This is a genomic window from Mesorhizobium dulcispinae, assembly GCF_033977345.1.
Classification (GTDB): Bacteria; Pseudomonadota; Alphaproteobacteria; order Rhizobiales; family Rhizobiaceae; genus Mesorhizobium; species Mesorhizobium dulcispinae.
The window spans coordinates 196,385-215,914 of sequence record NZ_JAVIIY010000006.1 but is presented as its reverse complement, the minus strand read 5'-3'; the positions used below and the strand labels follow the sequence as shown (position 1 = coordinate 215,914).

At 64.1% G+C, this 19,530-nt stretch carries 18 protein-coding genes; 12 read left to right on the top strand and 6 right to left on the bottom strand.

The features are described 5' to 3' along the window. Positions 1 to 1,311 carry an ATP-dependent protease ATPase subunit HslU gene (hslU, locus tag RFN30_RS15760; protein WP_320263010.1) on the top strand — a complete coding sequence of 437 codons (1,311 nt, stop codon included), beginning with the start codon at positions 1 to 3 and terminating at the stop codon, positions 1,309 to 1,311. Between the two features lie 229 nt (positions 1,312 to 1,540). Next, a complete protein-coding gene (locus tag RFN30_RS15755) occupies positions 1,541 to 2,500 on the top strand; it encodes a DUF1402 family protein (RefSeq protein WP_320263009.1) in 960 nt (319 codons plus the stop codon). A gap of 18 nt (positions 2,501 to 2,518) precedes the next feature. On the opposite strand, the gene RFN30_RS15750 is transcribed toward RFN30_RS15755, so the two are convergent. The 4 genes from RFN30_RS15750 to RFN30_RS15735 are packed head-to-tail and all read right to left on the bottom strand — an operon-like array spanning position 2,519 to position 6,061. Continuing rightward, positions 2,519 to 3,328 carry a 3-methyl-2-oxobutanoate hydroxymethyltransferase gene (locus tag RFN30_RS15750; RefSeq protein ID WP_320263008.1) on the bottom strand — a complete coding sequence of 270 codons (810 nt, stop codon included), beginning with the start codon at positions 3,326 to 3,328 and terminating at the stop codon, positions 2,519 to 2,521. A 37-nt stretch (positions 3,329 to 3,365) separates the two neighbouring features. Then, entirely contained in the window at positions 3,366 to 4,595 is a 1,230-nt protein-coding gene (locus RFN30_RS15745) for an NAD(P)/FAD-dependent oxidoreductase (protein ID WP_320263007.1), read from the bottom strand. A gap of 5 nt (positions 4,596 to 4,600) precedes the next feature. Continuing rightward, positions 4,601 to 4,915 carry a MocE family 2Fe-2S type ferredoxin gene (locus RFN30_RS15740; protein ID WP_071100904.1) on the bottom strand — a complete coding sequence of 105 codons (315 nt, stop codon included), beginning with the start codon at positions 4,913 to 4,915 and terminating at the stop codon, positions 4,601 to 4,603. A 39-nt stretch (positions 4,916 to 4,954) separates the two neighbouring features. Continuing rightward, complete coding sequence (locus RFN30_RS15735; protein ID WP_320263006.1) at positions 4,955 to 6,061, bottom strand: fatty acid desaturase family protein; 1,107 nt, start codon at positions 6,059 to 6,061, stop codon at positions 4,955 to 4,957. 175 nt (positions 6,062 to 6,236) lie between these two features. Between RFN30_RS15735 and RFN30_RS15730 the strand changes: the two genes are divergently transcribed. The 7 genes from RFN30_RS15730 to RFN30_RS15700 all read left to right on the top strand — a co-directional run bounded on the left by RFN30_RS15730 (position 6,237) and on the right by RFN30_RS15700 (position 13,803). Then, positions 6,237 to 7,268, top strand: a complete 1,032-nt coding sequence (locus RFN30_RS15730) for a LacI family DNA-binding transcriptional regulator (protein ID WP_320263005.1) — start codon at positions 6,237 to 6,239, stop codon at positions 7,266 to 7,268. A 367-nt stretch (positions 7,269 to 7,635) separates the two neighbouring features. Then, the gene (locus tag RFN30_RS15725) at positions 7,636 to 8,577 is read left to right on the top strand and encodes a sugar ABC transporter substrate-binding protein (protein ID WP_320263004.1); all 942 of its coding nucleotides are present in this window, start codon (positions 7,636 to 7,638) and stop codon (positions 8,575 to 8,577) included. Positions 8,578 to 8,762: 185 nt separating this feature from the next. Further along, positions 8,763 to 9,839, top strand: coding sequence for an ABC transporter permease (locus RFN30_RS15720; protein WP_320263003.1), 1,077 nt, complete (start codon positions 8,763 to 8,765; stop codon positions 9,837 to 9,839). A 2-nt stretch (positions 9,840 to 9,841) separates the two neighbouring features. Next, the gene (locus RFN30_RS15715) at positions 9,842 to 10,612 is read left to right on the top strand and encodes an ATP-binding cassette domain-containing protein (RefSeq protein WP_320263002.1); all 771 of its coding nucleotides are present in this window, start codon (positions 9,842 to 9,844) and stop codon (positions 10,610 to 10,612) included. A gap of 79 nt (positions 10,613 to 10,691) precedes the next feature. Then, positions 10,692 to 11,684 (top strand): inositol 2-dehydrogenase, encoded by a 993-nt coding sequence (iolG, locus tag RFN30_RS15710; protein WP_320263001.1) that lies wholly within the window; start codon positions 10,692 to 10,694, stop codon positions 11,682 to 11,684. Positions 11,685 to 11,714: 30 nt separating this feature from the next. Next, positions 11,715 to 12,509, top strand: coding sequence for an SDR family oxidoreductase (locus tag RFN30_RS15705; protein ID WP_320263000.1), 795 nt, complete (start codon positions 11,715 to 11,717; stop codon positions 12,507 to 12,509). Positions 12,510 to 12,711: 202 nt separating this feature from the next. Beyond that, complete coding sequence (locus RFN30_RS15700; protein WP_320262999.1) at positions 12,712 to 13,803, top strand: 3-deoxy-7-phosphoheptulonate synthase; 1,092 nt, start codon at positions 12,712 to 12,714, stop codon at positions 13,801 to 13,803. An 18-nt stretch (positions 13,804 to 13,821) separates the two neighbouring features. Here the strand turns inward: RFN30_RS15700 and RFN30_RS15695 are convergent, their stop codons facing one another. Further along, complete coding sequence (locus RFN30_RS15695; protein WP_320262998.1) at positions 13,822 to 14,457, bottom strand: LysE family translocator; 636 nt, start codon at positions 14,455 to 14,457, stop codon at positions 13,822 to 13,824. A 125-nt stretch (positions 14,458 to 14,582) separates the two neighbouring features. Here RFN30_RS15695 and RFN30_RS15690 point away from each other — a divergent pair, with 125 nt between their 5' ends. Next, complete coding sequence (locus tag RFN30_RS15690) at positions 14,583 to 15,284, top strand: helix-turn-helix transcriptional regulator (protein WP_320262997.1); 702 nt, start codon at positions 14,583 to 14,585, stop codon at positions 15,282 to 15,284. Positions 15,285 to 15,296: 12 nt separating this feature from the next. Here the strand turns inward: RFN30_RS15690 and RFN30_RS15685 are convergent, their stop codons facing one another. Further along, positions 15,297 to 16,406, bottom strand: a complete 1,110-nt coding sequence (locus RFN30_RS15685) for a Gfo/Idh/MocA family protein (protein ID WP_320262996.1) — start codon at positions 16,404 to 16,406, stop codon at positions 15,297 to 15,299. Positions 16,407 to 16,562: 156 nt separating this feature from the next. On the opposite strand from RFN30_RS15685, the gene RFN30_RS15680 reads away from it, so the two are divergent. Both RFN30_RS15680 and RFN30_RS15675 read left to right on the top strand, forming a co-directional pair. Continuing rightward, positions 16,563 to 17,408 carry a MurR/RpiR family transcriptional regulator gene (locus tag RFN30_RS15680; RefSeq protein WP_320262995.1) on the top strand — a complete coding sequence of 282 codons (846 nt, stop codon included), beginning with the start codon at positions 16,563 to 16,565 and terminating at the stop codon, positions 17,406 to 17,408. 157 nt (positions 17,409 to 17,565) lie between these two features. Beyond that, complete coding sequence (locus RFN30_RS15675; RefSeq protein ID WP_320262994.1) at positions 17,566 to 19,500, top strand: bifunctional 5-dehydro-2-deoxygluconokinase/5-dehydro-2-deoxyphosphogluconate aldolase; 1,935 nt, start codon at positions 17,566 to 17,568, stop codon at positions 19,498 to 19,500. Positions 19,501 to 19,530 lie beyond the last annotated feature (30 nt).

The following is a 19,530-nucleotide window of genomic DNA, read 5'->3' as shown; positions in this document are numbered from 1 at the left end:
ATGAGCACCTTCTCCCCCCGCGAAATCGTTTCGGAACTCGACCGCTTCATCATCGGCCAGAAGGACGCCAAGCGCGCTGTGGCCATTGCCTTGCGCAACCGCTGGCGCCGCCAGCAGCTGGAAGGCCAGATGCGCGAAGAGGTGATGCCGAAGAACATCCTGATGATCGGCCCGACCGGCGTCGGCAAGACCGAGATCTCGCGCCGCCTGGCGCGCCTGGCCGGCGCGCCCTTCGTCAAGGTCGAGGCCACCAAGTTCACCGAGGTCGGCTATGTCGGCCGCGACGTCGAGCAGATCGTGCGCGATCTCGTCGAGGTCGCCATCGTGCTGACGCGCGAGAAGATGCGCGAGGACGTCAAGGCGCGCGCCCACATCAACGCCGAAGAGCGGGTGCTCGAAGCGCTGGTCGGCAAGACCGCGAGCCCGGCCACGCGCGACAGCTTCCGCAAGCGGCTGCGCGACGGCGAGCTCGACGACAAGGAGATCGAGGTCGAGGTGGCGGACACCGGCACCGGCGGCATGCCGGGCTTCGAGATTCCCGGCATGCCCGGCGCCAACATCGGCGTGCTCAACATCAACGACATGCTGTCGAAGGCGATGGGCGGCCGCAGGACCAAGACCCGCAAGACGACGGTGAAGGAATCCTACGAGCTTCTGATCAATGACGAGTCCGACAAGCTGCTCGACCAGGACGAGGTGGTGCGCCAGGCGCTGGAATCGGCCGAGAATGACGGCATCGTGTTCCTGGACGAGATCGACAAGATCGCGGCCAGGAGCGACATTTCGGGCGGTCCCTCGCGCGAAGGCGTTCAGCGCGATCTGCTGCCGCTGGTTGAAGGCACCACCGTTGCGACCAAATACGGGCCGATCAAGACCGACCACATCCTGTTCATCGCCTCGGGCGCGTTCCATGTCTCCAAGCCGTCGGACCTGCTGCCGGAGCTGCAGGGCCGCCTGCCGATCCGCGTCGAATTGCGCGCGCTGGAGAAGCAGGATTTCGTCCGCATCCTCACCGAGACCGAAGCCAGCCTGATCAAGCAGTATATCGCGCTGATGAAGACCGAAGGCGTCGAACTGACGTTCACCGACGACGCCATCGATTCGCTGGCCGGCATCGCCGTCGACCTCAACGCCAGCGTCGAGAACATCGGCGCCCGCCGCCTGCAGACGGTGATGGAGCGGGTGCTGGACGAGATTTCCTATGACGCGCCGGACCGCAACGGCACGGCGGTCACCATCGATGCCGACTATGTGCAGAAGCATGTCGGCGACCTGTCGCGCAACACCGATCTGTCGCGGTTCATCCTCTGACGCATGTCGCCCAAAAGTGCGCAGCGGTTTTGGGAAAACGACATGCATCAAAAAAGACTTAAAAGCGTGTCGCCTGAACCCCTTTCAGCGCGACGCGTTTTAACCACGAACCCAGGCTATGTGTGGCCAGATGGTACCATCTGGCCACCTTTTGTCCGGGCGAGGCTTGCTTGTCTCGACTCTCCCGCGCGCTTTACCTAGTTTGCCGCCGACTTGAAGGCGGCGGTGAATGAAGAAACGCATACTTCTTTTTGTTGGCCTGGCATTGGCCGCAGCGGTGGCAAGCGCCGACGCGGCGACTATGGTGCCTCCGGGCAATCGCAACGGCGTGCAGCCGGATATCCCCGGCGCCTCCAGCCGGCGCACCCAGGCGACCAACACCACCTTCCAGGCCAAGTACCGCAAGGTCTACGCGCTGCTGCAGAACGACGCCGAGCTTCGCGCCAAGATCAGGAAAGTGGCGGCCGCCTACGGCATCGATCCGATGCATATAGTCGGCGCCATCGTCGGCGAACACACCTACAATGTCGACGCCTACGACCGGCTGCAGACCTATTACGTCAAGGCGATGTCCTACCTGTCGAGCAAGCTTACCTTTGCCTATGAAGGCGAGGATGTCAGCGATTTCGTTCAGCGGCCGGAATTCAAAAAATGCGCCGGCATGAACGACAGCTACGATCTGTGGGAATGCCGCGAGCAGGTGTGGAATCATTCTTTCCGTGGCAAGACCGTCAGCGGCACGAGCTTCCCCAACGACCGCTTCGGCGCCACCTTCTTCCAGCCTTACTATGCCGGCCAGACCTTCGGTCTCGGCCAGCTCAACCCGCTGACCGCGCTGCAGATGAGCGACCTCGTGCACAAGGTCTCCGGCCTGCCAGAGCTCGACGTCGAGGATCCCAATGCGGTCTACAAGACCATCATGGATCCGGATCTCACGCTGCCCTATGTCGCCGCGACCATCAAGAAATCGATCGACGCCTATAAAAGCATCGCCGGCTTCGACATCTCGCACAATCCGGGCCTGACCGCTACGCTCTACAATGTCGGCAATCCCGAGCAGCGCGCCTATGCGCTCAAGGCCGAGAACGAGAAGCGCCGCGCCGCCGGCGAGCCGGAAAAGCTGCCCGAGGAGAACTATTACGGCTGGCTGGTCAACGACAAGCTGGACGAGCTGAGGGCGCTGTTCTAGCGGCTTGAATTCGACTGCTTAGTAGCCTTCCGAGGACAGATACGCCTCGAACCTGCGCAATTCCTCGGTGTCCGCTTCGACCATGTGGCGCGGCTCCGGATAGGCGCCCGACTGGATGTCGTCGGCATATTCGCGGAAGGCGGCGATGCGCTCGCTCTGCAGGCGGTCGGATTCCGCCGCGAAGTCGCGGTAGCGCTTGGCATGGCGCGGGTAGTGGCCGCGATTGCTGCCGAGCACGTCCTCCGAGAACAGATATTGCGCATCGCAGCCGGCGCCGGCGCCCATGGAAATCATGATCAGCGGCGTGCGCCGTGAGATCGCGTTCGCGACTCTCGCCGGCACCACCTCGATCTCGGCCGCGAAGGCCCCGGCGGCCTCGAGATCCTTGACCTGCTTCCACACGAAGGCAGCGCTTTCGGCAGTCTTGCCGACCGCCTTGAAGCCACCCGTCCAGGTCGCATGCGCCGGGATCAGCCCGACATGACCGCAAACCGGAATGTGCTCGTTGCGCAGGCGGCGGATAGTTTGGAGGCTAGCCGAGCAATACATGGCGTCGGCGCTTGCCGCGCGCAGCTTCACCGCCATGCGCAGGATCTCGTTTGTGGTGGCGCCCAGCTTGATGCGTTCGTCGCCCGGAATGGCAAAGCAGGTGGGTGCGGCGTCGCGAAAACGCGGATCGAACATGAGATCATAGGGGACGGAGATGATGTCGATGCCGGCGCGCTCGGCGGCCTCGGCCTCCTCCAGCGAGAAGACGCGCAGTTTGGAAAGCTGGCGCTTGCCTTTCAGCGATTGCAAGTCGGCGACGGTCGGTTTGTTGCGTGCCATATCCGTGAATCCCCTCGGTTCCGGCGACTTATCGGGTCTATGCCGCCAGCAGCGACTTCAGCTTGACCGCTTGCGAGCCGAGCGCCTCCGGCGCCGGCGTCGCCCGCTTCGCGATCAGCATCTCCGCCAGGCGGATGTCGCGCGCCACGGCATTGCCGGGGCCGATGCCGCTGGCAGCAACCAGCCTTCCGTCCTCGGCCAGGTGGAACAGGATGAAGGCGCCGTCGTCGAGGTCGCGCCGCACGGTCGCGCGGCCTTCATCCGAAAGTCCGGCGATCTGCAGCGTCAGCCCGTACTGATCCGACCAGAACCACGGCACGGCGGCATGCGCCTCGTTGGCTCCCAGCATGTTCCTCGCGGCGAGCGCGCCCTGCTCCTGCGCGTTGCGCCAGGCTTCCAGCCGCACGCGCCGGCCGCCATAGACGGCCAGCGGGAACGAGCAGCAGTCGCCGGCGGCGAAGATGTCAGGGTCTTCGGTGCGCAGCGTTCCGTCGACGGCAATGCCGTTGTCGATCGCCATTCCCGCTTCGGCGGCGAGTACCGTTACCGGCACGGCGCCGATGCCGATGACAGCGAGATCGGCGGCGACCTCCTGTCCGTCGGCAAGCGTGATGCGGACTTCGGCGCCGTTATCGGCGATCGCCGAGATGCCCTGGCTGGTGAGCACTTTCACACCTTCGGCTTCATGTGCTCTGTGGATGATCTCGGCGATCTCGGCCGGCACGCCGCGCATCAGGATGCGCGGCTGCGCCTCGATCACAGTGACCGTGGCGCCGAGCTTGCGCGCCGAGGCGGCAAGCTCGAGGCCGATGAAGCCGCCGCCGATGATGGCGACGCGATTCTCAGGCTTGAGATGGGCACGGATGGCAAGCGCGTCGTTGAAGGTCCTGAGATAAACGCAGCGTCCGCCCAAGCCCGGCATCGGCAGCTTGCGCGGCACGGATCCGGTGGCGAGCAGCAGCTTGTCGTAGGAAAGGGAAGAGCCGTCGGACAGGCTCACCTTATGCGCGGCGCGGTCGATCGCGACGGCCCGGACGGAATGGATGTGGCGGATCGAGCGTTCGGCCAGAAGCTCGTCGCTGGCGATCGCCTTGATGAGCGGCGCCTCGCTGGTCATGGCTTCCTTCGACAGCGGCGGCCGCTCATAGGGCAGATGCGGCTCGTCGCCGACCAGCGTCACCGGTCCTTCATAGCCGAGATCGCGCAGCGTAAGCGCGGCGCGCCCGCCGCACTCGCCGGCGCCGATGATGACCATTCCTCCCGTCATCGCCGTCACCCGACCTGAATGAGGACTTTGCCGGCGTCGACCTTGACCGGATAGGTCTTGAGGTTGACGCAGACCGGCGCGCCGCGCGCGTCGCCGGTCTTGTAGTTGAAGCGGCCGTTGTGTTTCGGGCATTCGATGATGTCGTCCATCACCAGCCCGTCGGCCAGATGCACCTTCTCGTGCGAGCACAGGCCGTCGGTCGCGAAATACTCGTCTTCGGGGCTCCGATAGATGGCATAGGTGCGGCCGGCGTGATCGAACCGCATCACGTCCTCCTCGTCGATGTCTCCGGCCGCGCAGGCTTCGACCCAGTCGCTCATATCGTCCTCCGGCGAAAATAGATGGTCAGTTGTGTCCGGTCACTCGGCCGCGGCCACCACCGGATTGTCGTTGTGCAGCTCTTCCCGATAGGGCTTTGCCGTCGGCGGCAGTTCGCGCTTGAGGAAATAGTCCTCGTTGCGCAGCTGGCGCAGGAAGGCCGGGATCATCTCGCGGTAGCCGGCCAGGATCGACGGCGTCGGCGCCGGCAGGTCGTGCTTGATCAGCTCATGCAACTTGGGCAGCGCATGATAGGGCACCATCGGGAACATGTGGTGCTCCACATGGTAGTTCATGTTCCAGTAGATGAACCGGCTGACCGGGTTCATGTAGACGGTGCGGCTGTTCAGGCGATGGTCGATGACATTATCGGCGAGGCCGCCATGCTGCAGCAGCCCGGTCATGACGTGATGCCAGGCGCCATAGAGGCGCGGCAGGCCGACGAGCATCAGCGGCAGCCAGGAATGCATGTAAAGCGCCAGCGCGATAGTCGCGATGTAGATGGCAAGCCAGATGCGGGCGGCGCGGATGGCCTTCGGCTGCTCCTGTTCCGGAATGAAGGTCTTCTCCGCGGCGCTGATGACGCCGGCGGCGTTGCGCACCATGTCGGCCATCGCGTGCCAGACGTCGAGGATGCCGAAAAAGTTCAGGACCAGGCGCACAAGGTCCGGCGGCCGCATGACGGCGATTTCGGGATCGCGGCCGACTATGATGGTGTCGGTGTGGTGGCGCGTATGGCTCCAGCGCCATGTCACCGGATTGCGCATGATCATGAACGAGGCGATCTGGTAGACGGCATCGTTCATCCACTGGGTGCGGAAGGCCGTGCCGTGGCCGCATTCATGCCAGCGGGAATCGGTCGAGGAGCCGTAGAGCGTGCCATAGACGAAGAAGAACGGCACGCACCACCAAGTGCCCCAGAACCAGGCGCCGCCCGCACCGCTGAGGATCAGCGCGCCGAGCCAGATGATGGTATCGCGGATCGCCGGCTGGTCGGAGCGCTGCATCAGCTCCTTCATCTGCTTGCGCGGGATCTCGGTGTGGTACCACTCGGCCGCCGAAAGCCCGTTCTCGACCGCCAGCCTGGCGTCACGGCCGGTCAGGCTGTAGTCGCGCCCGGACGGCGCCGGAGACGTGATTGCCGTCATTGCGGGTTCCTCCATCAGCACCCGGCGATTGGCCCTCTGCGGTGCCCGGTTCGCACATGGCTGGCTTCGACTTCACCATAGCGCCAAGCCATGATAGTCTCAACGTCAGAAAGATAGTTTCTATCATTTCCTATCAGAGTGAGCTAATCTGATTCGGGTAAGCGATGGAGCATTCATGGCAAGGCGGCCGACAATCACAGATCTCGCGCGCGTTTCCGGTTTTAGCGTCGCCACCGTCGACAGGGTGCTGAACAATCGCCTGCCGGTGCGCGAGGAAACGGCACGCCGGGTCTACGAGGCGGCGACCGATATCGGCTATCACGCCGCCGGCCTCATCAAGCAGCGCATGCGCCAGGAGCTTCCCGAATATCGCCTCGGCTTCCTGCTGCTGCGGGGCAATGATGTCTTCTACGGCGATTTCGCGCGCGAGCTGGAGCTTGCGGTGTCGCAGTCGCAACTCTTTCGCGGCACCGCGACGGTCGACTTCGCCGCTTCGCTGGCGCCCGACGAGATCGCCGCGCAGATGCGCAAGCTGGCGGCGAAATCGAGGGCCATCGCCGTCGTCGGCCCGGATCATCCGACGCTGACGGCGGTGGTCGAGGCGCTGAAGGCGAGGGGGCAGCCGGTCTTTTCGCTGCTGTCCGACTTCGCCGCCGGCATCCGCGAGGGCTATGTCGGTCTCGACAACCGCAAGGTCGGGCGCACCGCGGCCTGGATGATCGCCAAGGCGGCGAAGAAGCCCGGCAAGGTCGCGCTGTTCGTCGGCAGCCACCGCTTCCATGGCCACGAGCTGCGCGAGATCGGCTTCCGCTCCTATTTCCGCGAGCACGCGCCGGACTTCACCGTGATGGAGACGCTGGTCAATCTGGAGGCCAACCAGGTCACGCATGATGCCATGCTCGATCTTTTGGACCGGCATCCGGACCTTGCCGGCTGCTATGTCGCCGGCGGCGGCATGGAAGGCGCGGTCGCGGCGCTGCGGGCGGCGAAGCCTGCAAACATGCCGGTGGTCATCTGCAACGAGATCAACGCCGAGTCGCGCGCAGCACTTGCCGACAACATCCTCACCATGGTGATCTCGACACCGCTGGCAGCGCTCTGCCGCGAGCTTGTCGGGCTGATGGCGCATGCCATCGAGAGCGGCGCCGCCAATGTGCCCGGCCAGACCTTCCTGCCCTTCGACATCTATCTGCCCGAGAACATCTAGGCGGCTTTCCGCCGAAATGATGTGATCCATCAGGCTGATAAGATTTTGTCACGACGCAGCCGACGGCCAAATGCTGCCCAAAGAGCTGCAATCCTCCCGCCACGCCTCAACCCTTTGCCGGTCGGAAGTGAAATTCCGGCATGTCCATTCCGAATCTCCCTTGACGGCCGCAAGCGAAATGGAATAAATATTTCACCAACTGGGTATTTTGGTTCTTTCGTTCCGGAACATCTGTTTCAAACGGGGAACCGGGCGTTCCATTGTGTGAGGAAAACGCCGCCGGAAAGGCCATAGGGAGAGATTCCCCGGAGAGATCGGGGATTCCGGTTCAATCGGTGCAGCCGGACACCATGTGGAGGAGAATAAAATGAAGAAACTGCTTTTGGGCGTCGCGCTTTCGGCGCTGATGTGTTCATCCGCCTTCGCCGCCAAGATCGGCGTTTCGATGGCCCTTTTCGACGACAACTTCCTGACCGTGTTGCGCAACGGCATGATCGCGCAGGCCAAGGGCATGGACGGCGTCGAGCTGCAGGTCGAGGACGCGCAGAACGACGTGGCCAAGCAGCTCGACCAGATCAAGAACTTCGCCGCCTCGGGCGTCGACGCCATCATCGTCAACCCGGTCGACACCTCGGCCACCCAGGCGATGTCGGATGCGGCAGCCGCTGCCAAGATCCCGCTGGTCTATGTCAACCGCGAGCCGGTCAATGTCGACAAGCTGCCCGACAACCAGGCTTTCGTCGCCTCGAACGAGGCCGAGTCCGGCACGCTCGAGACCAAGGAGGCCTGCCGCCTGTTCAAGGAAGCCGGCAAGAAGGAAGCCAATGTCTATGTGATCATGGGCGAGCTTTCCAACCAGGCCGCGGTGCAGCGCACCAAGGACATTGAAGAGGTCATCAGCACGCCGGACTGCAACTTCATCAAGATCATCGACAAGCAGACCTCGAATTGGAAGCGTGACGAGGCGCAGAACCTGATGACCAACTGGCTTTCGTCCGGCAAGGCGTTTGACGGCGTCATCGCCAACAACGACGAAAGCGCCATCGGCGCCATCCAGGCGATGAAGGCCGCCAACATCGACATGAAGTCGGTCGTGGTCGGCGGCGTCGACGCCACCCAGGATGCGCTGGCCGCGATGCAGGCGGGCGATCTCGACGTAAGTGTCTTCCAGGACGCGGCCGGCCAGGGCGCCGGTGCGCTCGACGCGGCGCTGAAGCTCGCCAAGGGCGAGAAGGTGGAGCACAAGGTCTACATCCCCTTCCAACTCGTCACGCCGGCGAACATCGACAAGTTCCTGAAGAAGAACTGAGGCTGCGCCGAAGCAATTCCAGGAAAACTGCGCAGCGGTTTTCCGGATGGAATTGCGTAAAAGCAAGGAGCGGCGCTCCGACGCATCGGACTGGCTGAAATCGGCCGCTGACAGAGCGGCGCCGCTCCCTCCTTCTCCCGCCCACCGGGCGGGAGAGCGGGCGCGGTCATTCGGAGGAAGAAGACGTGTCACAGACATCGCATGGTATTGGCGGGCTGAGCTATGACGCCAAGAAGCGCCCATGGCCTGCCGAGTTCAACGTGTTCCTGGCGCTGGTCATTCTGGTCGGCGCGTTCGAGCTGATCGGCCGTGTCTTCCTCGGTGACAGCTTCCTGTTCAACACCCGTGAAAACGTCGACGCGATCTTCAACGAGGCGCGCCTGCAGATCATCATCCTGCAGGTGTCGATCGTCGGCATCATCGCCATCGGCGTGACGCAGGTGATCATCAGCGGCGGCATCGACCTGTCCTCGGGCTCGATCGTCGGCGCGACGGCGATGATCGCCATGAGCTTTGCCCAGGTGGCGACGGTCAACGGCAACCCCAACCCCAAGGCGATGTTCCTGGCGCAGGGCTGGACCGACCTGCCGGTGATCGTGCCGCTGCTCGTCGCCATCTCTTGCGGCCTCATCGCCGGCCTGATCAACGGCGCGCTGATCGCCTATACGCGCATCCCGCCCTTCATCGCCACGCTCGGCATGATGGTCACCGCGCGCGGCATCGCCAAATGGTGGTCGAAGGGCCAGCCGATCTCGTTTCCGACCGACAGCTTCGCCGCAATCGGCAAGGGGCTGATGCCGGTCATCATCTTCATATCGCTGGCGATCCTGTTCCAGCTCATCCTGAGCTACACCCGCTACGGCAAGCACTGCTACGCCATCGGCTCCAACGAGGACGCCGCGCGCATGTCCGGCATCAAGATCGCCAACCACAAGGTGCTGGTCTATGTGATCGCCGGCATCCTCGCCTCGATCGCCGCGGTGGTGCTCTCCTCCAAGAACCTCACCGCCCAGGCCGGCATGGGCGTGATGTACGAGCTCGACGCGATCGCCATGGCGGTCATCGGCGGCGTCTCGCTCTCGGGCGGCCGCGGGTCTATCATCGGCACGGTGATCGGCTCGCTGATCTTCGGCGTCATCATCTCCGGCTTCACCTTCCTGCGCCTCGACGCCTACTACCAGGAGATGGTCAAGGGTGTGATCATCGTCGGCGCAGTCGTTCTCGATCAATGGCGCCAGCGCCGCCGGGCGATAGGAGCTTGACCATGTCCGACATCGTTCTGAAGACCGAAAACCTCACCAAGCACTATGGCGGCGTGCACGCGCTGCAGGAGGCGAATTTCGAGCTGCGCAAGGGCGAGCATGTCGCCATCATGGGCGACAACGGCGCCGGCAAGTCGACCTTCGTGCGCCAGATCACCGGCGTCGAGCAACGCACCGACGGCAAGATCTGGTTCGACGGCCAGGAAGTGACCTTTGCCGGGCCGATCGAGGCGCGCGAGGCAGGCATCGAAACCGTGTTCCAGAACCTCGCTTTGGCCGACGATCTCGACGTGCCGTCGAACCTCTTCCTCGGCCGCGAGAAGGTGCTGTTCAATCTTGGGCCGTTCTCGATCCTCGACCGCAAGGCCATGCGCAAGGCGACCGAGGCGGCACTGGTCCGCACGGCGGTGAAGATCCCCAACCTCTCCAGCACCATCCGCCACATGTCGGGCGGCCAGCGCCAATGCGTGGCGATCGCCAGGACCGCGACCTTCGCCTCCAAGCTGATCATCATGGACGAGCCGACGGCAGCGCTTGGCGTGCAGGAGACGGCGCAGGTCGAAAACATCATCCGCACGCTCAAGGAGAACGGCGAGCCGCTGATCCTGATCAGCCACAACATGCGCCAGGTGTTCGACCTGGTCGATCGCATCGTCGTCTTCAGGCGTGGCCGTATCGTCGCCAATCTGCGCAAGCAGGACACCGACGGCAACGACATCGTCGCCTATATCACCGGCGCCAAGACCGGACAGGCCGAGTTGCAGGCCGCCTGACGGGCGTCACGACGGGATAACCAATCGTCCGCGCCGGAAGGCGCGGACAGCTTTCTGAACCACCCTCAAAGGACATTCCATGACTCTCCGTTTCGCTCTTCTCGGCGCCGGCCGCATCGGCAAGGTGCATGCCCGCGCCGTTGGTTCCAACCCGCAGGCCAAGCTGGTGGCCGTGGCCGATGCCTTCGAGAAAGCGGCGACGGAGCTCGCTTCCGCCTATGGCGCCGAGGTGCGCACCATCGATGCCATCGAGCAGGCCAAGGACATCGACGCCGTCATCATCTGCACCCCGACTGACACCCATGCGGATCTCATCGAGCGCTTCGCCAAGGCCGGCAAGGCGATCTTCTGCGAGAAGCCGATCGATCTCGACGTCAAGCGCGTCGAAAAATGCCTGGCCGTGGTCGAGAAGGCCGGCGCCACGCTGATGGTAGGCTTCAACCGCCGCTTCGATCCGCACTTCGCCGCGGTCCGTAAGGCGATCGACGACGGCGCCATCGGCACGGTCGAGATGGTGACCATCACGTCGCGCGATCCGGGCGCGCCGCCGCTCGACTACATCGCCCGCTCGGGTGGCATTTTTCGCGATATGACCATCCATGATTTCGACATGGCCCGCTTCCTGCTCGGCGAGGAGCCGGTCGCCGTCAGCGCGCACGCTTCAGTGCTTGTGGACAAGAAGATCGGCGAAGCCGGCGATTTCGACTCCGTCAGCGTCATCCTCGAAACCGCGTCCGGCAAGCAGGCCGTCATCTCCAACTCGCGCCGCGCCACCTATGGCTACGACCAGCGCATCGAGGTGCATGGCTCGAAGGGCATGGTCGCGGCCGAGAACCAGCGGCCGGTGTCGATCGAGCTCGCCAACGACAAGGGCTACACGCGCCCGCCGCTGCACGACTTCTTCATGACCCGCTACATCGACGCCTACGCCAACGAGATCGCGGCTTTCATCGCCGCTGCAACCGCCGGCAAGAAGGCGGCGCCGAGCGGCAAGGATGGTCTCGTTGCGCTGAAGCTCGCGGACGCAGCCTTGCAGTCGGCCAAGACTGGCAAGACCGTCCGCGTCGATTGAACGTTTGAATTCGATTATAGGAGCGGAACGATGAACGGTTTGGCCGGTCGCAATTCAGAAACGCGCGCCATCGTCACCGGCGGCGCGCAGGGCATCGGCTTCGCGGTTGCCGAAGCCTTGACCGACGAGGGCTGCCAGGCGCTGGCGCTCATCGGCCGCTCGCAGGAGAAGGGCGACAAGGCGGTCGCGGCGCTGAAGAAGAGCGGCGTCGACGCCATCTTCATCAGCGCCGACGTCGCCAAGGTCGCCGACTGCAAGCGCGCCGTCGCAACCGCGCTCGCCCATTTCGGCACGCTGAACGCGCTGGTCAATGCCGCCGCCACCTCGGCGCGCGGCTCGCTGGTCGAGACATCGGAAGAGCTTTTCGACCAGATTTTCGACACCAATGTGCGCGGCCCCTTCTTCCTGATGCAGGGTCTCGTCGCGCATCTGCTCGAGCGCAAGGCGCCGGGCTCGATCGTCAACGTGCTGTCGATGTCGGCCCATGCCGGCCAGTCCTTCCTGACGCCCTATTCGACCAGCAAGGGCGCACTGATGACGCTGACCAAGAATGTTGCGAGCTCCTATAGGCGCAACCGCATCCGCTGCAACGCGGTGCTTCCCGGCTGGATGGACACCGAAGGCGAGGCGATCGTGCAGAAGAAGTGGCACGACGCGCCGGACGACTGGCTGGAAAAGGCCGAGGCCGCGCAGCCGATGGGCCAGTTGGTCAAGCCGGCCCAGCTTGCCCGGCTGATCACCTATATGCTGAGTTCCCAGGCCGGCGTCATGACCGGCTCGCTGGTCGACTACGATCAGAACATAGCCGGCGTGATCGGGGAGTAGTGACAAGCGCCCCGGCATCGACTATATGAGCCCGCATGATCCACCTGACCGCCTCGTTTTGGTACTTTTACTACGACAGCTCGCTGGCGGCGGGAGGATTGCGCTCGATCTGAAGATTGCAGCACCTAAATCCGAAAAGCCGCCAGACCTGGCGGCTTTTTCGTTTCAGCCGGCAGGTCTCCTAAACCAGGAGCAGAAAGCCGTGTTGACCACCACAGACGACCTTCGGGTCAAGGAACTCAAAGTCCTGAGCACGCCGGACGAGGTGATGCGCGAGATACCGCGCTCACTGACGGCCACGCGCACCGTTGCCGCTTCGCGCAACGCCATCCATTCCATCCTGACGGGGGCCGACGATCGACTTGTTGTCATCGTCGGCCCTTGTTCCATCCACGATCCGGTCGCCGCCGTGGACTATGCCAGCCGTCTGGCGGCGCTGCGCGAGGCCCTGGCCGACCGGCTCGAGATCGTCATGCGCGTCTATTTTGAGAAGCCGCGCACCACGGTCGGCTGGAAGGGCCTGATCAACGATCCCGACCTCGACGGCAGCTTCAACATCGACAAGGGGCTGCGCATGGCCCGCAACGTGCTCTCCGCCGTCAACAATCTCGGCCTGCCGGCGGCAACCGAGTTCCTCGACATGACGACGCCGCAATACATCGCTGACCTCGTCGCCTGGGGCGCTATCGGCGCGCGCACGACCGAAAGCCAGATCCACCGCGAGCTGGCCTCGGGGCTCTCCTGTCCGGTCGGCTTCAAGAACGGCACCGACGGCAATCTCAGGATCGCCGGCGAAGCGGTGAAGTCGGCCGCCCAGCCGCATCATTTCATGGCGGTGACCAAGGGCGGGCGCAGCGCGATTGCGGCGACGACCGGCAACGAGGACTGCCATGTCATCCTGCGTGGCGGCGTTGTGCCCAACTACGACGCGGCGAGTGTTGATGCCGCCGCGACGGAGCTCGCTCGCATCGGCATCGCGCCGCGGCTGATGATCGACGTCAGCCACGCCAACAGCGGCAAGAAGCCGGAGAACCAGCCGAAAGTCGCGCATGACGTGGCGGGGCAGGTCGCCGCGGGTGACGAGCGTATCATCGGCGTCATGATCGAGAGCAATCTCGTCGCCGGTCGGCAGGATGTCGTGCCTGGCAAGCCGCTCACCTACGGCCAGAGCATCACCGATGGCTGCATCGATTGGGCAACGACCGAAACGGTGCTGCACGGCCTTGCCGGCGCCGTCGAATGGCGCCGGTCGGTGAAGCGCGAAATGCTCGCCGCCCGTCAGGGTGCGGCGTGATCGCAACGAGGGCGGCGGCTACGCCGCCCTCAACCCCTCCCACGCGGTGAACACAGAAACCGCGAAAAGCAGCAGCCCGGCCGCGCGGCCGGCTATAACCGTCGCCTCCGGATTGCCGACCAGCAACGCCCGGCTGCGCCCGGCGGTGATGGCGAGCCCGCCGTAGATTCCCGCCTGCGTGGCGACCGTCAGCAATCCCATCACGGTCGCCTGCATCCAGATCGGACCGTAAGCCGGCTTCAGGAACTGCGGATAGACGGCAATGATGAACAGATAGGCCTTCGGATTGATCAGGCAGGTGACCAGCCCTTGCCGAAAAGCCTTCCAGGCGGAGCGGCTGCCCGTGGGCCCGTCATGGCCGACGGTGATCGAACTGCGCATCAGCGAAATGCCGATATAGGCCATGTAGGCGGCGCCGGCGATCAGCAGCGGCTTGAACAGGACCGGCACGAAATGCATCAGCAGGCCGACGCCGATGGCGCCGTTCAGCGTGTGCACCGCGCCGCCCAGCATGATGCCGCCGGTCGCCGCCAGCCCCCTGTCGCGCCCGCCGGTCAGCGCATTGGCCAGCACGAACAGCATGTCCATGCCCGGAACGGCGATGATGCCGAACAGCAGCACGAAGAAGAGCCAGAGATTTTCGGTGTAGCTCATGTCAGTTGCCTGTAGCTCCGTCGGCGAGGACGCAAAGGAATCTGTTGATTTTCAAGCCGGTAGGCGGCCCTATAGGTCACCCCAACTGACGAGGGTGTGTCAGTTGCGTTCAGCCGGGTGAGGAAATGCGCAAGGCCTCGCGCCTGTTCGAGATCATCCAGATCCTGCGGCTGGCCAAGAAGCCGGTGACCGCGGCGACGATCGCCGAGCAATTGGAAGTGACGGTGCGCTCGGTCTATCGCGACATTGCCGCGCTTCAGGCGATGCGGGTGCCGATCGAGGGCGGACGCGGCATCGGCTATATCCTGCGGCCCGGCTTCGACCTGCCGCCGCTGATGTTCTCGATCGAGGAGATGGAGGCGATCGTGCTGTCGCTGGCGCTGCTCGAGCGCACCGGCGACGACGAGCTCAAGCAGGCGGCAAAACGCGTCGGCGCCAAGATCGCCGGCGCGGTGCCGCCGCCCTTGCGGCAGACGCTCGACGCCAATGCGCTGCATGCCTGGGGTTTTGCCACGCCCTCGGCCTCCGCGGTCGATCTGGCGCTGGTGCGTCGCGCCATCCGCGACGAGGAAAAGCTCGACCTTGCCTATCGCGACGAAGCCGGCCGCAATACGCAGCGCATCATCCGCCCGATCGCGTTGATCTACTATGCCGAGACCGCCAACATCGTCGCCTGGTGCGAGCTGCGCCAGGCCATCCGCAATTTCCGCAGCGACCGCATCGAGGATTGCCGGCCGGCGGGACTGTGGTTCAAGGGCGAAGGCGACCGGCTGCGGCAGATCTGGGTGGACGGTTGGGAGATCAATGCCACAGCCGCCGGCACCTGACGCGGCGCCGGCCTACCGCACCTCCACCCAGCGCTGTTCCTGGAACGAACGCGCCATGGCGTGCACGGTGCGCTCGATCTCCAGCCCTTCGTCGAAGTCGATGACCCGCGCCGGCTTGCCGGCGATGCGCATCAACAGTTCGCGGCATTCGATCATCTTCAGATCATTGAAGCCGAGGCCGTGGCCGGGCGCCGGCAGGAAGGAATCGTAGGGCTTGTGGTGCGGCGCCACCAGGATGGTGCGGTAGCCCTGCTCGGTCGGGCGGTCGGCGGTGAGGTAGAGCTGGAACTCGTTCATCCGCTCCTGGTCGTAGAGGAGCGACCCTTTCGAGCCAAAAATCTGGATGGCGATGCGGCCCTTGCGGCCCCAGGCCGAGCGGTTGACCAAGAGCGTGCCGGCGACGCCGTTTTCGAGATGCATCAGCACGCTGGCGATGTCGTAGGTCTCGACGGCGCGGCGGCCGCCGGAAGCGACGCGGCGGTCGGCATAGGGTTTCGCCATGTCGCACATCACACGGGCGACTCGGCCGAACAGCACCTTGATCAGCGACAGCGGATGCACGGCGAAATCGTCGAGCGCGCCGTAGCCGGAAGCCGCCTCGTGCTTCCAAAAGAACAGCGCTTCGGGGTCGGCCATGAAATCCTCGTCCATCTCGATGCGGACAAGATTGACGTCGCCGATGATCTTTTCCTCGAGCAGCGCGCCGATATGGCGGATGGCCGGGTTCTGGATGTAGTTGTAGCCGAGCACGGCGGCCCTGCCGGATTTCGTGGCCGCCTTCGCCATGGCCTCCGCCTCGGCAAAACTCGGCGCCATCGGCTTCTCGCACCACAGATGCTTGCCGGCTTCGAGGATGGCGATCGCCATTTCCGGATGGAACTGGTTGGGCGTGGTCAGCGAGACGACGTCGACCTCCGGGTCGTTGACGACGGCGCGCCAGTCGCCGGACCCTTTGGCGAAGCCGAACTCGCCAGCCTTGCGTTTTGCGAGCTCGTCATTGACCTCGCCGAGATGCACAAGCTTCGGCTTGTCAACATCGGGAAAGACGGTGCCGACCGCGTTCCAGGCGATGGTGTGGCACTTGCCCATGAAGCCCGTGCCGATGAGGCCCACTCCGACCATGATTGTCTCCGCGATTGGGAAGAAGTTCGTATGGATGAATTAGTCCATTTCACCTGAGAATGGAACGTCCAAATCATTTTTTGTGGTGTTCTTGCGCGAACTCGCTATGATGAGGCAGGAGAGAGAACTATCAGCATGGCCTTGGGCGGAGCGACGATGGACGAACGGGTGCCTCGCGATTTCGAGACGTTGCGCGCGACGATCCTGGAGCGGCGCGCGAGCCTGCCCAAGCGGATCGCCCAGATCGCCGCCTACGCGCTCGACAATCCCGACGACATCGCTTTCGGAACGGCGGCGAGCATCGCCGCATCGGCCGGCGTCCAGCCGTCGACGCTCATCCGCTTTGCCCAGCAGCTGGGCTTCGACGGCTTCACCAGCCTGCAGCAGGTCTTTCGCGAACGCCTGCGCGAGCGCAATTCCTCCTATGACGAGCGGCTGGCGGCACTGCGTGCCAAGGCCGAGGAAGGCGCTGGGCACCGGGCGATCTTCGACGGTTTCGTCGCCGCCGCCAGCACTTCGCTCAGCGACATTTCGCGCGCCTTGAACGATGCGCATTTCGAGGAAGCCGTCACCCTGCTCGCGAAAGCCGAGACCATCTATGTGCTGGCCAAGCGCCGCTCCTATCCGGTCGCCTCCTACATCGCCTACGCGCTGGGCAAGCTCAAGATCCGCAACCAGCTGGTGGAATCGGCCGCTGGCCTGAACGCCGAGATGATCGGCTTCGCCACGCCGCGCGACGCCGTCATCGCCATCAGCTTCTCGCCTTACGCGCCCGCGACCATCGAGGAGACGCGCTCGATCGCCGAGCAGGGCGTGCCGATCGTAGCCATCACCGACAGCTCGTTTTCGCCGCTCGCCCAGTTCGCCAAGATCTGGTTCGAGGTCGCGGAAGCCGATTTCGGCGGCTTCCGCTCGATCTCGGCGACCATGGCGCTTGCCATGGCTTTGACCGTCGCCGTCGGCGAGAAGCGTCGGGACGCTGGCCGCAAGCGCAAGACCTGAACAGCCTCGCCACAGGTGTTTTTCCGTCCGGGGAATGCTCATTCCATATTGACTATGGATTGGAATTATTATTTCATATTGACGGCGCCACGATGCCGTTCGCGCGTGCTGCCCAAAACGACGCTGCTCTGCACAACAAGGCTGATGGGAGGTTCGAATGGGCGAAGCCGTGGAAGCGAAATATCCGCCGCTCGATGTCATCACGATCGGCCGCGCCTCGGTCGATCTCTACGGCCAGCAGATCGGCTCGCGGCTGGAGGACATCACCTCCTTCGCCAAGTCGGTCGGCGGCTGCCCGGCCAATATTTCCGTCGGCACGGCGAGGCTCGGCCTGCGCTCGGCGCTGCTCACCCGCGTCGGCGACGAGCAGATGGGCCGCTTCATCCGCGAGCAGCTCAAGCGCGAGGGCGTTTCGGTCGACGGCTTGAAAACCGACAAGGAGCGGCTGACCGCGCTGGTCCTGCTTTCCGTCGAGGACGAAGGCGTCTCGCCGATGATCTTCTACCGTTCCGATTGCGCTGATATGGCGCTGGCGGAAGAGGATATCGACGAAGCTTTCATGGCCTCGGCTCGCGCGGTCGTCGTCACCGGCACGCATTTCTCGCGGCCCAATTCGGATGCCGCGCAGCGCGAGGCGATCCGCCTGATGAAGGCCAAGGGTGGCAAGGTTGTGTTCGACATCGACTACCGCCCGAATCTCTGGGGTCTGGCGGGCCATGCCGAAGGCTTCGAGCGTTACGTCAAGTCGGATCGCGTCTCGGCGCAATTGAAGACGGTGCTGCCGGATTGCGACCTTATCGTCGGCACCGAGGAGGAGATCATGATCGCCTCCGGCGCAGACGACTGCCTGAGCGCGCTGAAGACGATCCGCTCTTTGTCCCCGGCCACCATCGTGCTGAAGCGCGGCGCCAAGGGCTGCATCGTCTATGACGGCCCGATCAGCGACGACCTCGAGGACGGCATCGTCGGCAAGGGCTTTCCGATTGAGATCTACAATGTGCTCGGCGCCGGCGACGCCTTCATGTCGGGCTTCCTGCGCGGCTGGCTCGGCGGCGAAAGTTTTGCCACCGCGGCGACCTGGGCCAATGCCTGCGGCGCCTTCGCCGTGTCGCGCCTGCTCTGCGCGCCGGAATATCCGACCTTCGAGGAGCTGCAATTCTTCCTGAAGCACAGCAGCAAGCACCTGGCGCTGCGCAAGGACGAGGCGATCAACCACATCCATTGGGCAACCACGCGCCGGCGCGACATTCCTTCGCTGATGGCTTTGGCCTGCGACCACCGCGTCCAGCTCGAGGACGTCGCCGCCAGGGTCGGCGCCGACGTCTCGCGCATCCCCGACTTCAAGGTGCTCACCGTCAAGGCGGCAGCCAAGGTCGCCGCCGGCCGCGACGGCTACGGCATGCTGATCGATGAGAAATATGGCCGCGACGCCATGTTCGAATTCGCCCGCCATCCTTTCGCCTGGCTCGGCCGCCCGGTCGAACTGCCTGGATCACGGCCGCTGCGCTTCGAATTCTCCCAGGACATCGGCTCGCAGCTCATCGACTGGCCGGTCGACCACTGCATCAAATGCCTGTGCTTCTATCACCCGGATGATCCGGAAGCGCTGAAGACCGAGCAGCAGCAGAAGCTGCGGGCTTTGTTCGAGGCGGCGCGGAAGGTGGGGCGCGAATTGCTGGTCGAGATCATTGCCGGCAAGCACGGCAAGCTCGACGACACCACCATTCCGCGCGCGCTGGAGGAACTCTATGCGCTGGGCATAAAACCCGACTGGTGGAAGCTCGAGCCGCAGGCTTCGGCAGGCGCCTGGGCGAAGATCGAACAGGTGATCGTCAAGAACGATCCGTGGTGCCGCGGCGTCGTGCTGCTCGGGCTGGAAGCGCCGCAGGACGAGCTGGTCGCGGCCTTTGCCGCAACGAGCAACGCACCCATCGTCAAGGGGTTTGCCGTCGGTCGCACCATCTTCATCAACGCCGCCGAACAATGGCTGGCTGGCAAAATGTCGGATGACGAGGCTATCGCCGACATGGCCTCGCGCTTCGAGCAGCTGACCGAGGCATGGCTTGCCGCGCGCGGCCGTAAAGCAGCATAAGAAGACGGGCCGCATAACAAGACGGCGTAA

Excerpts from the sequence above, each read along its gene's own strand:
- RFN30_RS15680 (WP_320262995.1), top strand. The coding sequence starts at position 16,563 with ATGGACGAACGGGTGCCTCGCGATTTCGAGACGTTGCGCGCGACGATC.
- RFN30_RS15750 (WP_320263008.1), bottom strand. The coding sequence starts at position 3,328 with ATGGCACGCAACAAACCGACCGTCGCCGACTTGCAATCGCTGAAAGGC.
- RFN30_RS15675 (WP_320262994.1), top strand. The coding sequence starts at position 17,566 with ATGGGCGAAGCCGTGGAAGCGAAATATCCGCCGCTCGATGTCATCACG.
- RFN30_RS15755 (WP_320263009.1), top strand. The coding sequence starts at position 1,541 with ATGAAGAAACGCATACTTCTTTTTGTTGGCCTGGCATTGGCCGCAGCG.
- hslU (WP_320263010.1), top strand. The coding sequence starts at position 1 with ATGAGCACCTTCTCCCCCCGCGAAATCGTTTCGGAACTCGACCGCTTC.
- RFN30_RS15730 (WP_320263005.1), top strand. The coding sequence starts at position 6,237 with ATGGCAAGGCGGCCGACAATCACAGATCTCGCGCGCGTTTCCGGTTTT.
- RFN30_RS15715 (WP_320263002.1), top strand. The coding sequence starts at position 9,842 with ATGTCCGACATCGTTCTGAAGACCGAAAACCTCACCAAGCACTATGGC.
- RFN30_RS15740 (WP_071100904.1), bottom strand. The coding sequence starts at position 4,915 with ATGAGCGACTGGGTCGAAGCCTGCGCGGCCGGAGACATCGACGAGGAG.
- RFN30_RS15695 (WP_320262998.1), bottom strand. The coding sequence starts at position 14,457 with ATGAGCTACACCGAAAATCTCTGGCTCTTCTTCGTGCTGCTGTTCGGC.
- RFN30_RS15745 (WP_320263007.1), bottom strand. The coding sequence starts at position 4,595 with ATGACGGGAGGAATGGTCATCATCGGCGCCGGCGAGTGCGGCGGGCGC.
- RFN30_RS15690 (WP_320262997.1), top strand. The coding sequence starts at position 14,583 with ATGCGCAAGGCCTCGCGCCTGTTCGAGATCATCCAGATCCTGCGGCTG.
- RFN30_RS15725 (WP_320263004.1), top strand. The coding sequence starts at position 7,636 with ATGAAGAAACTGCTTTTGGGCGTCGCGCTTTCGGCGCTGATGTGTTCA.
- RFN30_RS15705 (WP_320263000.1), top strand. The coding sequence starts at position 11,715 with ATGAACGGTTTGGCCGGTCGCAATTCAGAAACGCGCGCCATCGTCACC.
- iolG (WP_320263001.1), top strand. The coding sequence starts at position 10,692 with ATGACTCTCCGTTTCGCTCTTCTCGGCGCCGGCCGCATCGGCAAGGTG.
- RFN30_RS15735 (WP_320263006.1), bottom strand. The coding sequence starts at position 6,061 with ATGACGGCAATCACGTCTCCGGCGCCGTCCGGGCGCGACTACAGCCTG.
- RFN30_RS15685 (WP_320262996.1), bottom strand. The coding sequence starts at position 16,406 with ATGGTCGGAGTGGGCCTCATCGGCACGGGCTTCATGGGCAAGTGCCAC.